The sequence below is a fragment of the Paracoccus sp. pheM1 genome (assembly GCF_018499825.1).
In the GTDB taxonomy this organism is placed as follows: domain Bacteria; phylum Pseudomonadota; class Alphaproteobacteria; order Rhodobacterales; family Rhodobacteraceae; genus Paracoccus; species Paracoccus versutus.
The window spans coordinates 1,153,685-1,166,824 of the sequence record NZ_JAGXCX010000001.1; the positions used below are offsets into that span (position 1 = coordinate 1,153,685).

Annotated in this window: 15 protein-coding genes and 1 tRNA gene; 6 read left to right on the forward strand and 10 right to left on the reverse strand. The window is 67.0% G+C overall.

The genetic code is table 11. The annotated features are described in order from the left end of the window. Positions 1-64: 64 nt before the first annotated feature. Together KF941_RS05775 and KF941_RS05780 are read right to left on the reverse strand one after the other, a co-directional pair. A complete protein-coding gene (locus KF941_RS05775; protein ID WP_214272791.1) occupies positions 65-922 on the reverse strand; it encodes a hypothetical protein in 858 nt (285 codons plus the stop codon). Positions 923-1,155: 233 nt separating this feature from the next. Next, positions 1,156-1,239, reverse strand: a tRNA-Tyr gene (locus KF941_RS05780). 174 nt (positions 1,240-1,413) lie between these two features. Here KF941_RS05780 and rlmB point away from each other — a divergent pair. The 3 genes from rlmB (at position 1,414) to KF941_RS05795 (ending at position 3,361) form a co-directional block, all read left to right on the forward strand. Then, a complete protein-coding gene (gene rlmB, locus KF941_RS05785; protein ID WP_214272792.1) occupies positions 1,414-2,211 on the forward strand; it encodes a 23S rRNA (guanosine(2251)-2'-O)-methyltransferase RlmB in 798 nt (265 codons plus the stop codon). 171 nt (positions 2,212-2,382) lie between these two features. Beyond that, on the forward strand, positions 2,383-2,724 hold the full coding sequence (locus tag KF941_RS05790) for a YHS domain-containing (seleno)protein (RefSeq protein WP_275600366.1): 342 nt from the start codon (positions 2,383-2,385) through the stop codon (positions 2,722-2,724). 184 nt (positions 2,725-2,908) lie between these two features. Next, complete coding sequence (locus KF941_RS05795) at positions 2,909-3,361, forward strand: CoA-binding protein (RefSeq protein ID WP_036756667.1); 453 nt, start codon at positions 2,909-2,911, stop codon at positions 3,359-3,361. A gap of 66 nt (positions 3,362-3,427) precedes the next feature. Here the strand turns inward: KF941_RS05795 and KF941_RS05800 are convergent, their stop codons facing one another. Next, complete coding sequence (locus KF941_RS05800) at positions 3,428-4,447, reverse strand: ribose-phosphate pyrophosphokinase (protein ID WP_036756670.1); 1,020 nt, start codon at positions 4,445-4,447, stop codon at positions 3,428-3,430. An 81-nt stretch (positions 4,448-4,528) separates the two neighbouring features. Between KF941_RS05800 and KF941_RS05805 the strand changes: the two genes are divergently transcribed. Beyond that, complete coding sequence (locus KF941_RS05805; protein ID WP_214272793.1) at positions 4,529-5,128, forward strand: 2-hydroxychromene-2-carboxylate isomerase; 600 nt, start codon at positions 4,529-4,531, stop codon at positions 5,126-5,128. Next, entirely contained in the window at positions 5,125-5,895 is a 771-nt protein-coding gene (locus KF941_RS05810) for an alpha/beta hydrolase (RefSeq protein WP_214272794.1), read from the forward strand. Before KF941_RS05805 ends, KF941_RS05810 begins: the two co-directional genes overlap by 4 nt. Positions 5,896-5,901: 6 nt before the next feature. Here the strand turns inward: KF941_RS05810 and KF941_RS05815 are convergent, their stop codons facing one another. The 7 genes from KF941_RS05815 to KF941_RS05845 form a co-directional block, all read right to left on the reverse strand. Then, positions 5,902-6,252, reverse strand: a complete 351-nt coding sequence (locus KF941_RS05815; RefSeq protein WP_072461945.1) for an H-type lectin domain-containing protein — start codon at positions 6,250-6,252, stop codon at positions 5,902-5,904. A 94-nt stretch (positions 6,253-6,346) separates the two neighbouring features. Further along, positions 6,347-6,793, reverse strand: coding sequence for a F0F1 ATP synthase subunit epsilon (locus KF941_RS05820; protein ID WP_036756682.1), 447 nt, complete (start codon positions 6,791-6,793; stop codon positions 6,347-6,349). Between the two features lie 9 nt (positions 6,794-6,802). Beyond that, positions 6,803-8,227, reverse strand: coding sequence for a F0F1 ATP synthase subunit beta (atpD, locus tag KF941_RS05825; protein WP_036756685.1), 1,425 nt, complete (start codon positions 8,225-8,227; stop codon positions 6,803-6,805). 17 nt (positions 8,228-8,244) lie between these two features. Beyond that, positions 8,245-9,117, reverse strand: coding sequence for a F0F1 ATP synthase subunit gamma (locus tag KF941_RS05830; protein ID WP_214272795.1), 873 nt, complete (start codon positions 9,115-9,117; stop codon positions 8,245-8,247). A 12-nt stretch (positions 9,118-9,129) separates the two neighbouring features. Next, a complete protein-coding gene (gene atpA, locus KF941_RS05835) occupies positions 9,130-10,665 on the reverse strand; it encodes a F0F1 ATP synthase subunit alpha (protein ID WP_036756687.1) in 1,536 nt (511 codons plus the stop codon). Beyond that, entirely contained in the window at positions 10,665-11,225 is a 561-nt protein-coding gene (locus KF941_RS05840; RefSeq protein WP_175562332.1) for a F0F1 ATP synthase subunit delta, read from the reverse strand. Before KF941_RS05840 ends, atpA begins: the two co-directional genes overlap by 1 nt. 316 nt (positions 11,226-11,541) lie before the next feature. Continuing rightward, complete coding sequence (locus KF941_RS05845; RefSeq protein WP_036756690.1) at positions 11,542-12,324, reverse strand: methyltransferase domain-containing protein; 783 nt, start codon at positions 12,322-12,324, stop codon at positions 11,542-11,544. A gap of 51 nt (positions 12,325-12,375) precedes the next feature. Between KF941_RS05845 and gloB the strand changes: the two genes are divergently transcribed. Beyond that, positions 12,376-13,122, forward strand: coding sequence for a hydroxyacylglutathione hydrolase (gene gloB, locus KF941_RS05850; RefSeq protein ID WP_214272796.1), 747 nt, complete (start codon positions 12,376-12,378; stop codon positions 13,120-13,122). Positions 13,123-13,140 lie beyond the last annotated feature (18 nt).

The following is a 13,140-nucleotide window of genomic DNA, read 5'->3' on the forward strand; positions in this document are numbered from 1 at the left end:
GCTCTTGCTGTTGCCCTTGCGCGAATAGGTCTGCTTATGCGCGAAGATGGATTTCCCGCCGCGATCAGACATAACGCAATCCCTCGCTGAAGCCCGCGGCGCGCACTTGGCTGCGGGAAACCAGCTCCAGGTCCAGCGCCATACGGACCTGCCCGACGCTGAGCGTTCGACACAAAGGGTGACGGGATTTGATCCAGTCGGCAGTTTTTGCCACATGCGCCGGGGTGGGCACCTGAGGCGATTCCGGCTCGTCCTCGATGTAATCGCGCCAGCGGCCCACCCTGAACCAGTTATCCGAGAAGCAGACCTTTGAGCGCGTATAGCCTGCGGTCTCCAGCGCATAGCGCTTTACAGCCGAGAGAAGCTTTTCATACCCGACCTCCTGCATGGCAGCCTCAACGTGGTGCAGGCAGGCCGCTTCGTTGCGACATCGGTCGGTTGGATAGGCCTTCAATATCTCAAGAGATTCAGCCGCCGCCTCGCGCGCGCCTGCGCGCGAAGGTGGTTTATGGATGGTTTCAGGATGGTTTGGGGTCCGCTGTGGACGGGGTACCGGGTCCGCAGCGGACCCCGTTCCGGGTTCACGGTAGACCCCGTCCTCTGTGGACCCCGTCTCATCATCGGGTTCGGCAATGCCCTCCAGGGTGCGGACGGCGGCAAGGGAAATGCGATAGACGACGGTAAAACCGTTCTTGCAGGCACGGCGGCCAGTCTCGATCAGGATGCCTTCGTTCAGGAATTCGTTGATCGTGCGCTTGACGGTGGTTTCGCCAAGCTCGGTGTGGCGTTGGATCGTTCCCTTGGAACACCAGATGCCCGACCCGTCATCGCTGGCCTTGTCGGCCAGAAACATGATGATCTGCTTTCGGACCGGACTACCGAAGCGCCGCCCGGCGCAAAGATTCGCGACCTTCCAGCTCATGCTGCACCTCCCCACGGGGTTGCGCGGCGGGAAGCTGTGACATATTCTTTTGTCAGAAGACCTTTGACAGTGCCGTCGGATGGAGTGCCAGCTCCTCCGGCGGCTTTCTTTTGCGCAGGGGGCAAGCCGTAAAACTGCGGGACACCTGCGTCATAACCTATTGATTTGCATGTTACCGCATTGCACGAATGCGGGACACCACTTCGTTGATTTCGTTCAGTTTTCAGAAGAAGTGGTGGGCGACCCTGGAATCGAACCAGGCATGGGTCTCCCCGGCGGAGTTACAGTCCGCTGCCGCACCTTGCAGCACGTCGCCCGCCGAGCGCTTTCGGCGTGAAGCGGTGATTATCCCGACCGTCGGGGGGCGTCAAGCAGGGAACCGCGGAAAAGTCGCAGTTCCTTGCCCCACCGCCAACCCGCCGCCACCCCGTCGCCAAGGTTGCATTCGGCGACATTTTCTGCGCAGTCGAAACAGCAACCGGGAATGCGACATGGCCGAGAAACCACAGAAATCCAAGAAACCCGCCTGGGTCATCGACAAGGAACGCGCCCGCCGCGCCGCCGCGGCCGAAACCGTCTGGCTGTTCGGCCTGCATGCGGTGCGCGACGCGCTGGCCAACCCCCGGCGCGAAAAGCTGCGGCTGGTGGTGACGCGCAACGCGCTGGACCGGCTGGGCCCCCTGCCCGCGGAGCTGACGCCCGAGATCATCGATGCCCGCGTCTTCGACCGGACCGTGCCGCTGTCGCCCGAAAGCGTCCACCAGGGCGCGGCGCTGGAGGTCAGGCCGCTGAAATGGGACAGCCTGGCCGACCTGGCGCTGTCCGGGCCGGGCCGGCCGCTGCTGGTGGCGCTGGACCGGGTGACGGACCCGCATAACGTGGGCGCCATCCTGCGCTCGGCCGAGGTCTTTGGCGCGCGCGCGGTCATCGCGCCGGCGCGCCATTCCGCGCCCGAGACCGGGGCGCTGGCCAAGACCGCCTCGGGCGCGCTGGAACGGCAGCCCTACCTGCGCATCGTCAACCTGGCCGATGCGCTGATCGAGCTGCAATCCATGGGATATGTCGTGCTGGGCCTGGACGGCACCGGCACGGAAACCCTGCCGCAGGCGCTGGCGGAACTTTCGGGCCGGCCGATCTGCCTGGTCCTCGGCGCCGAGGGCCCCGGCCTGCGCGAACGCACGCGCGAGACCTGCGACCGTATCCTGCGCATTCCCTTCGCGGCGGATTTCGGCTCGCTCAACGTCTCGAACGCGGCGGCGGTGGCGCTTTACGCGGCTTCACAGAGTTGAACCCGGCCTTCACATCGGCGCTAGAACCCGCCCGCCCCGGTTGAGAATCGCCAACCGATTTGCCAGATCGAAAGCAGTCCAACCAACCCCCGCCGCGCCATGATTCGTCCGATTCTCGCCAGCCTGATGCTTGCCCTGCCCGTTTCGGCGGCGTTGGCGCAGGATTGGGCATTGGACGGCATGGATCCGGTCTCATACGGCACCGAAAACGCCGCGGTGCCGGGGCGCACCGACCTGGTGACGGTCTGGCGCGGCCAGGCTTGGCATTTCGCCAGCGAACAGAACCGCAACCTTTTCGAGGCTAATCCAAAGGCTTACGCCCCCGGCCTGGGCGGGCTTTGCGTCCTGGCCCTGTCCGAAGGCCGCTCCGAGCCGGGCAATCCGCGCTATTTCGTGGTGATCGGCCAGCGCACCTATTTCCTGCGCTCGGAACGCGCACGTGAGCGGCTTCTTGCCGATCCGCAGCAGATCCTGATGCGCGCCAAGGCCGTCTGGACCCGCATGAATCCCTAAAATTTCACTTTTTTGCGAGCGGGGTGGAACTTTTTAGCCACGGTTCCCATTTATTTACTGAACATGGCCACGGAACGGTCATGTTCAGATCACTGTCCCTCGTTCCGCGACTTGCGCCCGGCCAGACCTCTGGACCGGGCGCTTTTTCCATGCCACTTTCGGTTGAGATCTGGGGGAGGATCAGATGAACCTGGCAGTACTTCGCGACATCGGCACCTCGCCGGTCGACGACGACATTGCGCGCATCGCCCGCACGGTGCGCTGCATTGCCATCGTGGGCCTGTCGCCGAACGAGGCGCGACCATCCTGGGGCGTGGCCCGCTACCTGAAATCGCAGGGCTATCGCATCATCCCGGTCAATCCGGGCCATGCGGGCAGCACCATCCTGGACGAACGGGTCTATCCCGACCTGCGGGCGATTCCGCCCGAGGTGGTGGTGGACATGGTGGACATCTTCCGCCGGGCCGAGGCCGTGCCCGCCATCGTCGACCAGGCGCTGGCGCATCTGCCCCGGCCTGGCACGATCTGGATGCAGCTGGGCGTCCGCCATCCGCAGGCGGCCGCACGCGCCCGCGCCCGCGGCCTGACGGTAATCGAGGATCGTTGCCCGAAGATCGAGTTCCCGCGCTTTCTTTAAGGCCATGGCGATACGAAAAAGGCCCCGGTCCAGAGGATCGGGGCCTTTCTTTTGAGCTGCCGGCGATCACACGCCGGAATAGAGCCCTTCGTAGATCGGACCCAGCGTGTCCACCTCGAACAGCGAGCTGACCGAGGTGCCGTTCCAGATGTTCAGGATCGCCTGGGCGAACATCGGCGCCGTCGGCACGATGCGGATGTTCGAGGCGGATTTCACCTTGTCGCTCGGCTCGATCGAATCGGTGATGACCAGCGATTTCATCACCGAGGCCTGCACCCGCTCGACCGCGGGGCCGGACAGGACGCCATGGGTGATATAGGCATGCACCTCGGTCGCGCCGTGTTCGGTCAGCACCTGCGCCGCCTTGCACAGCGTGCCGGCGGTGTCGCAGATGTCGTCGACGATGATGCAGGTCTTGCCGGTCACGTCGCCGATCACCGTCATCTCGGCCACCTCGCCCGGCTTTTCGCGGCGCTTGTCCACGATGGCCAGCGGCGCGCCGATGCGCTGCGCCAGTTCCCGCGCCCGCGCCACCCCGCCCACGTCGGGCGAGATCACCATCAGGTCCGACAGCCGCTCGCGGAAGTGATGCTTGATGTCCAGCGCAAAGACCGGCGCGGCATAAAGGTTGTCCACGGGGATGTCGAAGAAGCCCTGGATCTGCGCCGCATGCAGGTCCAGCGTCAGCACCCGGTCCACGCCCGCCTCGGTCAGCAGGTTCGCGACCAGCTTGGCGCTGATCGGCGTGCGGGCCTTGGCGCGGCGATCCTGGCGGGCATAGCCGAAATAGGGGATGACCGCGGTGATGCGCGCCGCCGAGGACCGCTTCAGCGCATCGGTCATGATCAGCAGTTCCATCAGGTTGTCATTGGCCGGGTTCGAGGTCGGCTGGATGATGAACATGTCCTCGCCGCGGACGTTCTCATAGACCTCGACGAAGATTTCCTGGTCGTTGAAACGCTCGACCCGCGCCTCGACGGGGGCGACGTTCATCCCGCGATGCATCGACATGCGCCGGGCAATGGCATTGGCCAGAGGCCGGTTCGCATTTCCCGCGATGAGCTTGGGTTCGGTCATGGCCGGCATGGGCTTTCCCTGTCTGGATTCGTGCGATTGCACCCCGCTTAGCACCGGGCTAGCCTGCCCGCAAACCCCGAGGACGAAACCATGGCGCATATCGACTATTACTTCGGCACACCCAGCCCCTGGAGCTATCTTGCCGGCAACCGGCTGGAGGAAATCGCCGCCCGCCATGGGGCGACGATCCGCTACAAGCCCGTCGATCTGCTGCAACTTTTCGACCGCACCGGCGGGGTGCGCCCCGCGAACCGCCACCCCTCGCGCATGGAATACCGCGCGCAGGAACTACGCCGCTGGTCCCAGCACCTGGGCATGGCGCTGAACCTGAAGCCCGCCTTCTGGCCGGTGAATCCCGCGCCCTCGTCCTATGCCATCATCGCCGCGCAAGAGGCGGGCGGCGGCGACCTGGCCGGGCTGGTGCAGGGCTTTCTGCGCGCCGTCTGGGCCGAGGACGCCGACATCGCCGACGACGCGGTGATCCGCCGGACGCTGGCTGCGGCGGGCTTCGACCCGGACCTGGCCGACAAGGGCCTGTTCGTCGGCGCCGAGACCTTCGGCCGCAACCTGGAACAGGCGGTCGAGGCCGGGGCCTTCGGCGCGCCCTTCTATATCGTGCGCGAGACGGGCGAGCGGTTCTGGGGCCAGGACCGGCTGGATTTCCTCGACCGGCACCTGGCAAGCCTGTGAGCGCGCTGCACCTGAGGCGCTGGCCGGGCAACGAGGACCGCCCGGCCCTGGCGCTGCATTGCATGATGGGCAACGCGGTCTATTGGGGGCCGATCGCCGAGGCGCTGCGCGACCGGGTGCGGATCAGCGCGCCGGACCTGCCGGGCCATGGGCAAAGCCCGGACTGGCCGGGCGGCACGCCGGATTATTACACCGCCGTCACCCGCGCGGCCGCGGCGCTGATCGACCGGCCGCTGGACCTGATCGGCCACAGCATGGGCGCGACCGTGGCGCTGCGCATCGCCGTCGCCGCACCCGAGGCCGTGCGCAGCCTGACCCTGATCGAGCCTGTGCTGTTCGCCGCCGCCCCCGAGGCACAGAACGACGCGCTGATGGAGGATGTCGCGGCCCGGCTCGCCGCCGGAGAGGATACCGAGGCGGCGCGCGCCTTTCTTGGCATCTGGGGCGGGATCGACTGGGATTCGCAGACCGCCGCGGGCAAGGCCCGCCTGGCACGGCAGATCCACCTGGTCCAGGCCAGCAACCAAGCGCTGCGCCAGGACAGCGCCAATATCCTGCGGCCCGAGGGGCTGGAGGCCATCGACGCGCCGGTGCTGATCGTCATGGGCGAGGATTCGCCCGCCGTGATCCCGGCCATCGCCGATGCGCTGGCGGCACGGCTGCCCGATGTCGCGCGCGCCCGCGTTCCCGGCGCCGGCCATATGCTGCCGATCACCCATCCGCGGCAGGTGGCCGAGCTGATCGGGCTGAACCTGGACCGCGCCTGACCGGGTTCAGTCCAGATCCCAGTCGTCCTCGTGCCGCAAGGGGCCGATGGCCATCCAGCTGGCGCGCACGCGGGCGACGCGGGTATCGCCCCAGGTGCTGAACTGCAGCTCGAACCCCTCGGCGGTGATGTTCACCGCCTGGATGTCGGCGCGCTGGTTGGCATTGCCATCCACGTCCCACATGCTCAGCGAGACATGCACCACGGGCGGCTCGACGAAGCGTTCGTCGAAGCGCACGGAACGCAGCTCGACCCGCGGCCCCTGCCCTGTCCACATCGGCCCGCCGCTCTCGAAGGCCGAGAACATCTCGGTCGAGCCATTGGCGACACCGACGGCGAAATATCCGAAACGTCGCACCCCTTACCCCTCCCCCGTGCCATGAAAAAACGATGGCACAAGTAGATAAAGCCCCGGAAAACCGGGGCTTACCATAGTTTTCATCAATTCCCGGTCAGTGCGGGAAATTCGCCTGGTTCGGGTCAAGCCCGATATGCGTGCCAAGCGCCTCCATGTCGGCCAGAAGCTTGACCGCCGCGGCGACCAATTCCTCGCCGGCGGTTTCGCGTTCCTTGGCGACTTCGACGCGACGACGGGCCTGGGCCATCATCTCGTTGAAGACCGCCTGCGTCATCTCGGCGCGGGGATGCCCGCGTTCGGCCAGCAGGGTGACGGAGTCGTTGTTGATCTCGGCGAAGCCGCCGGTCACTGCGAATTCCGTCGCGGACCCGTCCCCTGCCACCACGGTCACCAGACCGGGGCGCAGGTTGACGATGGCCGGCGCATGGCCGGGCATCGCCGTCAGGTCGCCATCGGCGCCGGGCAGGCGCACCTCGCGCACCGGGACGGAAACCAGGTTCCGTTCCGGCGAGACGAGGTCGAACTGCATCGTGTCGGCCATGTCGCCCCCTTACGCCGCGTCAGCGGCGAGACGCTGAGCCTTGGCTTTCACTTCCTCGATGCCGCCGACCATGTAGAAGGCCGCTTCCGGCAGGTGATCGTATTCGCCGGCCACGACCGCCTTGAACGAGGCGATGGTATCCTCCAGCGGCACCTGCACCCCGTCCGAGCCGGTGAAGACCTTGGCCACGTCGAAGGGCTGCGACAGGAAACGCTGGATCTTCCGGGCGCGGGCCACGGTCAGCTTGTCCTCTTCCGACAGTTCGTCCATGCCGAGAATGGCGATGATGTCCTGCAGCGACTTGTATTTCTGCAGGATGCCCTGGACGTCGCGGGCGACCTGGTAATGCTCTTCGCCGACGATCGCCGGATCGAGGATCCGCGAGTTCGAGTCGAGCGGGTCCACGGCCGGATAGATGCCCAGTTCCGAGATCGCGCGCGACAGAACGGTCGTGGCGTCCAAGTGGGCAAAGGTCGTGGCCGGCGCCGGGTCGGTCAGGTCGTCGGCCGGAACATAGACGGCCTGGATCGAGGTGATCGAGCCGTTCTTGGTCGAGGTGATGCGTTCCTGCATCGCGCCCATGTCCGTGGCCAGCGTCGGCTGGTAGCCCACAGCCGAGGGGATGCGGCCCAGAAGCGCCGACACTTCCGAACCCGCCTGGGTGAAGCGGAAGATGTTGTCGACGAAGAACAGAACGTCGGTGCCGGTCGCGTCGCGGAACTGCTCGGCCAGGGTCAGGCCGGTCAGCGCCACGCGCATCCGCGCCCCCGGAGGCTCGTTCATCTGGCCATAGACCAGCGCCACCTGCGATTCCGCCAGGTTGTCCGGCTTGATGACGCCCGATTCCACCATCTCGTGATAAAGGTCGTTGCCTTCGCGGGTCCGCTCGCCGACGCCGGCGAACACCGAATAGCCCGAGTGAACCTTGGCGATGTTGTTGATCAGTTCCATGATCAGAACCGTCTTGCCCACGCCGGCGCCGCCGAACAGGCCGATCTTGCCGCCCTTGGAATAGGGGGCCAGCAGGTCGATCACCTTGATGCCCGTCACCAGGATCTCGGACGCGGTCGCCTGGGCGGCGAAGTCCGGGGCCGGCTGGTGGATGGCGCGCTTGTCCGTGGCGACCAGCGGCTCGCCTTCGTCCACCGGCTCGCCGACGACGTTCAGGATGCGGCCGAGCGTCACGTCGCCGACCGGAACCATGATCGGGCCGCCGGTGTCACGCACCGGCAGGCCGCGGACCAGACCTTCGGTCGCGTCCATGGCGATGGTGCGGACGGTGTTCTCGCCCAGGTGCTGGGCCACTTCCAGCACCAGGCGCTTGCCGTTGTTCTCGGTTTCCAGAGCGTTCAGAATCGCAGGAAGCTGGCCGTCGAACTGCACGTCGACGACGGCGCCGATCACCTGCGTGATTTTTCCATTGGCCTCTGCCATGTCTCTACCTCTACGTGTCAGAGCGCCTCTGCGCCCGAGATGATTTCAATCAGTTCCTTGGTGATCGCGGCCTGACGCGAACGGTTGTATTCCGTCGTCAGCCTGTCGATCATGTCGCCGGCGTTGCGCGTGGCGTTGTCCATGGCGGTCATCCGCGCGCCCTGTTCGGACGCGGCATTCTCCAGCAGCGCCGCAAAGACCTGCGTCGCGACCGAGCGCGGCAGAAGGTCGTTCAGGATCGCGCTTTCATCCGGCTCGTAATCGTAGAGCGCCGAGGCCGCGGCCTCGCCCTCCTCGACCACGGCGGGGATGATCTGCCTTGCGGTCGGAACCTGGCTGATCACCGTTTCGAAGCGGTTGTAGAACAGCGTCGCCACGTCGAACTCGCCGGCGTCGAAGCGGTCGAGGATCTCGTCCGCGATCTGGCGCGCGTTCTCGTAGCCGATGCGCTTGACCTCGCTCATGTCGACGTGATGGACGAAGAGGTCGCTGTATTCGCGCTTCAGCTGCTCGCGGCCCTTCTTGCCGACGGTCAGGATCGACACCTGCTTGCCCTGCGCCAGCAACTCTTGCAGGCGCTGGCGGGCGAGCTTGACGATGGACGAGTTGAACCCGCCCGCAAGCCCGCGCTCCGAGGTCATCACCACCAGCAGGTGGCGGCGGTCTTCGCCGGTCCCTGCCAGCAGCCGCGGCGCCATGTCCGAGCCCGCCGCCGCAGCGGTCAGCCCGGCCATCACCGAGGCCATCCGGCCGGCATAGGGACGCGCAGCCTCCGCCGCTTCCTGCGCGCGGCGCAGTTTCGCGGCGGCGACCATCTGCATCGCCTTGGTGATCTTGCGCGTGTTCTTGACGCTGCCGATCCGGTTCTTGAGATCCTTGAGGCTGGGCATCTATCCCTCCTCTCAGGCGTAGGTCTTGGCGTAGCCGTCCAGCGCTGCCTTGATCGCATCCTCAAGCTCGCCCGCCACCTTGCGGTCGTTCCTGGTCATGTCCTCAAGCAGATCGGCCTTCTGGTTGCGCAGATACTGGATCAGCCCCTGCTCCCATTTGGTCACGTCGCGGACCGGGATGCCGTCCAGGTAGCCCTTGGTGCCGGCATAGATGACGATGACGATCTCGGCATTGGTCAGCGGCGAATATTGCGGCTGCTTCATCAGCTCGGTCAGGCGCGCGCCGCGGTTCAGCAGCTTCTGCGTCGCCGCGTCGAGGTCCGAGCCGAACTGCGCGAAGGCCGCCATCTCGCGATACTGCGCCAGCTCCAGCTTGACCGGGCCCGCGACCGACTTCATCGCCTTGGTCTGGGCGGCCGAGCCCACGCGCGACACCGAAAGGCCGGTGTTCACGGCCGGGCGGATGCCCTGGAAGAACAGTTCGGTTTCCAGGAAGATCTGGCCGTCGGTGATCGAGATCACGTTGGTCGGGATATAGGCCGACACGTCGCCCGCCTGGGTCTCGATGATCGGCAGCGCGGTCAGCGAGCCGGCACCGTTGGCCTCGTTCAGCTTGGCCGAACGCTCCAGCAGGCGCGAGTGCAGGTAGAACACGTCGCCCGGATAGGCTTCGCGCCCCGGCGGACGGCGCAGCAGCAGCGACATCTGGCGATAGGCCACGGCCTGCTTGGACAGGTCGTCATAGATGATCAGCGCATCCATGCCGTTGTCGCGGAAATATTCGCCCATGGCGGTCGCCGAATAGGGCGCGAGATACTGCATCGGCGCCGGGTCCGAGGCGGTCGCGGCCACGACGGTGGTGTAGGCCATGGCGCCGGTCTCTTCCAGCTTCTTCACCAGCTGGGCCACGGTCGAGCGCTTCTGGCCGACGGCGACATAGATGCAGTGCAGGGTCTTCATGCCGTCGGCCTCGCGGCCGTTGTAGTTCGCCTGGTTCAGGATGGTGTCCAGCGCGATGGCGGTCTTGCCGGTCTGGCGGTCGCCGATGATCAGCTCGCGCTGGCCGCGGCCGACCGGGATCATGGCGTCCACCGACTTCAGGCCGGTCGCCATCGGCTCGTGCACCGATTTGCGCGGCATGATGCCGGGGGCCTTGACGTCGGCGACGCGGCGCTCGGAGGCGTTCAGCGGGCCCTTGCCGTCGATCGGGTTGCCCAGCGCGTCCACGACGCGGCCCAGCAGTTCCTTGCCGGCGGGGACTTCCACGATGGCGCCGGTGCGCTTGACGGTGTCGCCTTCCTTGATGTCGCGGTCGTCGCCGAAGATCACGACGCCGACGTTGTCGGTTTCAAGGTTCAGCACCATGCCGCGGATGCCGCCGGGAAACTCGACCATCTCGCCGGCCTGAACCTTGTCCAGGCCATAGACGCGGGCGATGCCGTCACCGACGGACAGCACCTGCCCGACCTCGGCCACCTCGGCGTCCTGACCGAAATTCTTGATCTGATCCTTGAGGATGGCCGAGATTTCGGCTGCCTGGATTCCCATTATCCGACCTCTTTCATAGCATTCTGGAGGGAGGCGAGCTTCGAGCGGATCGAGCTGTCGATCATCTGCGAGCCCAGTTTGACGATCATGCCGCCGATGAGGCTTTCATCGACACGCGCGTTCAGTTTCACCTTCTTGCCCGATTTCGCGGCCAGCGTATCCGCAAGGCGGGCCTTCTGTTCGTCCGTCAGCGCCTGGGCGCTGACCACGTCGGCGGTGACTTCGCCCTTCGCATCGGCGATCAGGCTGCGCAGCTTGGCCAGCAGCTGCGGCAGCGCGAACAGCCGGCGGTTGCGGGCCATCAGGCGCAGCGTGTTGGCCAGTTCGGGCGAAAGCCCCATGCGGCCGGCAAGCGCGCCGATCGCAGTTTCCTGCTGCTGGCGGTCGTAGAGGGGCGAGAGGGTCAGATCGCGCAGATCCTGGCTGGCGTCATAGGCCGAGGCCAGATCGTCGATCTGGGCGGACAAGGCGTCGATGCCGCCCGAGTCCCTGACCAGATCGAACAGGGCCTGCGCGTAACGCCCGGCGATATCAGCGGAAATCGAAGCGGAATTGGCCACGGTCATCCTTCCGGTTAGCGCAAGCTCCGCAGGCGGGCCGGCGGGCGGGCCGGTCTGTCGCGGAGCGCGGGTCAAGGGCAGGCCCTGGCACAATACGGCTGGAGCCTTCCCGAAATCTGCGGCGTCTCTAGCAGGTGATTTTCCCTGCCGCAACCGCCTTGAACACGGAAAAATGAGCGTTTGCGGCCCTTGGCCGAGGACAGCCTGCGACCGATTGCGCAAACAGCCCGCCCCTCCGGCCGCTCGCGCGTGCGCAGAGCCACGACGCGGTGCCGGCAGACGCGCGGCAGGTGGGGGGATTCGCCCGCCCGCCCGCTCAGCCCGAGCCCCGCGCCGTGCGCCCGGCGCCCTGCCCCGCCGGCCGCGGCCGGGCGATGCCTCCCAGCACGTCGAGCGGGCTGGGCACGCTGACGCGCCGCCCCGGCCCGACCGGGGCCTGCACCTGCTTGCTGAACTCGGTCAGCACCACGCCCGCGACCAGGACCTGGCTGATGCGCAGCCCGGCGCGTTCCCACATCTGCGCGCTCTTCAGCCAGAACCGCCGGTCCGAGGGCGGGATGTAGAGCGCGGCCCCCGTGCGCTCGGTCACGAAGCCGGCCTCGCGGGCCTGCACCTCCAGCTGCCCCGCGGTATAGCTGCGCCCGAAGCCGAAGGGCGTCGTCTCGGACCGCGCCCACAGCCCGGCGCGGTTCGGCACCATCACCAGCAGCCGCCCGCCCGGACCCAGCACGCGCCAGGCCTCGTCCAGCAGGACGAAGGGATGGTCCGCCGTCTCCAGCGCATGCAGCAGCACCAGCCGGTCCACGCTGCCGGTATCCAGCGGCCAGGCCGTCTCCTCGCACAGGACCGAGCAATTGGGCAGTCCGGCCGGCCAGGCCATCACCCCCTGCGGCCCCGGCATCAGCGAGACGACCCGCCGCGCCCGCCCCAGCCAGGGCCGCAGCAGCGGCGCGGCAAAGCCATAGCCGGCCACGGTCATGCCCTGCACCTGCTCGGTCGGCCACAGCCCGGTCAGCCGGTCGCGCAGCACCCGCTGCACCACCCGGCCCAGGGGGCGGTTGTAATAGAATTTCCGCAGCTCATAGACGTCGTGATGCATTGCGCCTCCCGCCTCGCGAGGCCAGACTGCGGCAAAGAGAGGAATTTGCCAATGCCGCTGGAACTGGTCCCCGTCCGCTGCCTGACCGACAACTATGCCTGGCTCGTGCATGGCAACGGCCGGACCGCGCTGGTCGATGCGCCCGAGGCCGCGCCCATCCTGGCGGAACTGGCGGCGCGCGGCTGGTCGCTGGACCAGATCGCGCTGACCCACCACCATGCCGACCACATCCAGGCGGTGCCCGAACTGGTCGCGCAGACCGGCGCCGCGGTGATCGGCAATGCCGAGGATGCCGCCCGGCTGCCGCCGCTGGACCAGGCCGTGCGGCCCGGCGAACGCTTCGCGCTTTGCGGCGAGGAGGCCGAGGTGATCGACGTCTCGGGCCATACCGTCGGCCATGTCGCCTTCCACCTGCCCGGCTCGGCCATGGTCTTTACCGCCGACAGCCTGATGGCGCTTGGCTGCGGCCGGCTGTTCGAGGGCGATGCCGCGATGATGTGGGCCAGCCTCTCGCGCCTGAACGCCCTGCCGGCGGAAACGCTGGTCTGCTCGGGGCATGACTATTGCCGCGGCAACGGCGCCTTCGCCCTGTCGGTCGATCCCGGCAATGCGGCGCTGCGCGAAAGGCTGGCCGACACGGCGGCCGGCGGCCGGCCCTGCGCCCCCTCGACCCTGGCCGAGGAACGGGCGACCAACCCCTTCCTGCGGGTCGCGGAACTGGCGGATTCCCTTGGCCTTGCCGGCGCGCCCGAGGCCGCGGTCTTTGCCGAGCTGCGCGCCAGGAAGGATCGGTTCTGAGGTGTTTTCGCAACGCAG

What these genes read in the sequence shown, in the direction of transcription:
- KF941_RS05775 (WP_214272791.1), bottom strand. Translation starts at nt 922, where the DNA reads ATGAGCTGGAAGGTCGCGAATCTTTGCGCCGGGCGGCGCTTCGGTAGT.
- rlmB (WP_214272792.1), top strand. Translation starts at nt 1,414, where the DNA reads ATGGCCGAGAAACCACAGAAATCCAAGAAACCCGCCTGGGTCATCGAC.
- KF941_RS05795 (WP_036756667.1), top strand. Translation starts at nt 2,909, where the DNA reads ATGAACCTGGCAGTACTTCGCGACATCGGCACCTCGCCGGTCGACGAC.
- KF941_RS05800 (WP_036756670.1), bottom strand. Translation starts at nt 4,447, where the DNA reads ATGCCGGCCATGACCGAACCCAAGCTCATCGCGGGAAATGCGAACCGG.
- KF941_RS05805 (WP_214272793.1), top strand. Translation starts at nt 4,529, where the DNA reads ATGGCGCATATCGACTATTACTTCGGCACACCCAGCCCCTGGAGCTAT.
- KF941_RS05820 (WP_036756682.1), bottom strand. Translation starts at nt 6,793, where the DNA reads ATGGCCGACACGATGCAGTTCGACCTCGTCTCGCCGGAACGGAACCTG.
- atpD (WP_036756685.1), bottom strand. Translation starts at nt 8,227, where the DNA reads ATGGCAGAGGCCAATGGAAAAATCACGCAGGTGATCGGCGCCGTCGTC.
- KF941_RS05830 (WP_214272795.1), bottom strand. Translation starts at nt 9,117, where the DNA reads ATGCCCAGCCTCAAGGATCTCAAGAACCGGATCGGCAGCGTCAAGAAC.
- atpA (WP_036756687.1), bottom strand. Translation starts at nt 10,665, where the DNA reads ATGGGAATCCAGGCAGCCGAAATCTCGGCCATCCTCAAGGATCAGATC.
- KF941_RS05845 (WP_036756690.1), bottom strand. Translation starts at nt 12,324, where the DNA reads ATGCATCACGACGTCTATGAGCTGCGGAAATTCTATTACAACCGCCCC.
- gloB (WP_214272796.1), top strand. Translation starts at nt 12,376, where the DNA reads ATGCCGCTGGAACTGGTCCCCGTCCGCTGCCTGACCGACAACTATGCC.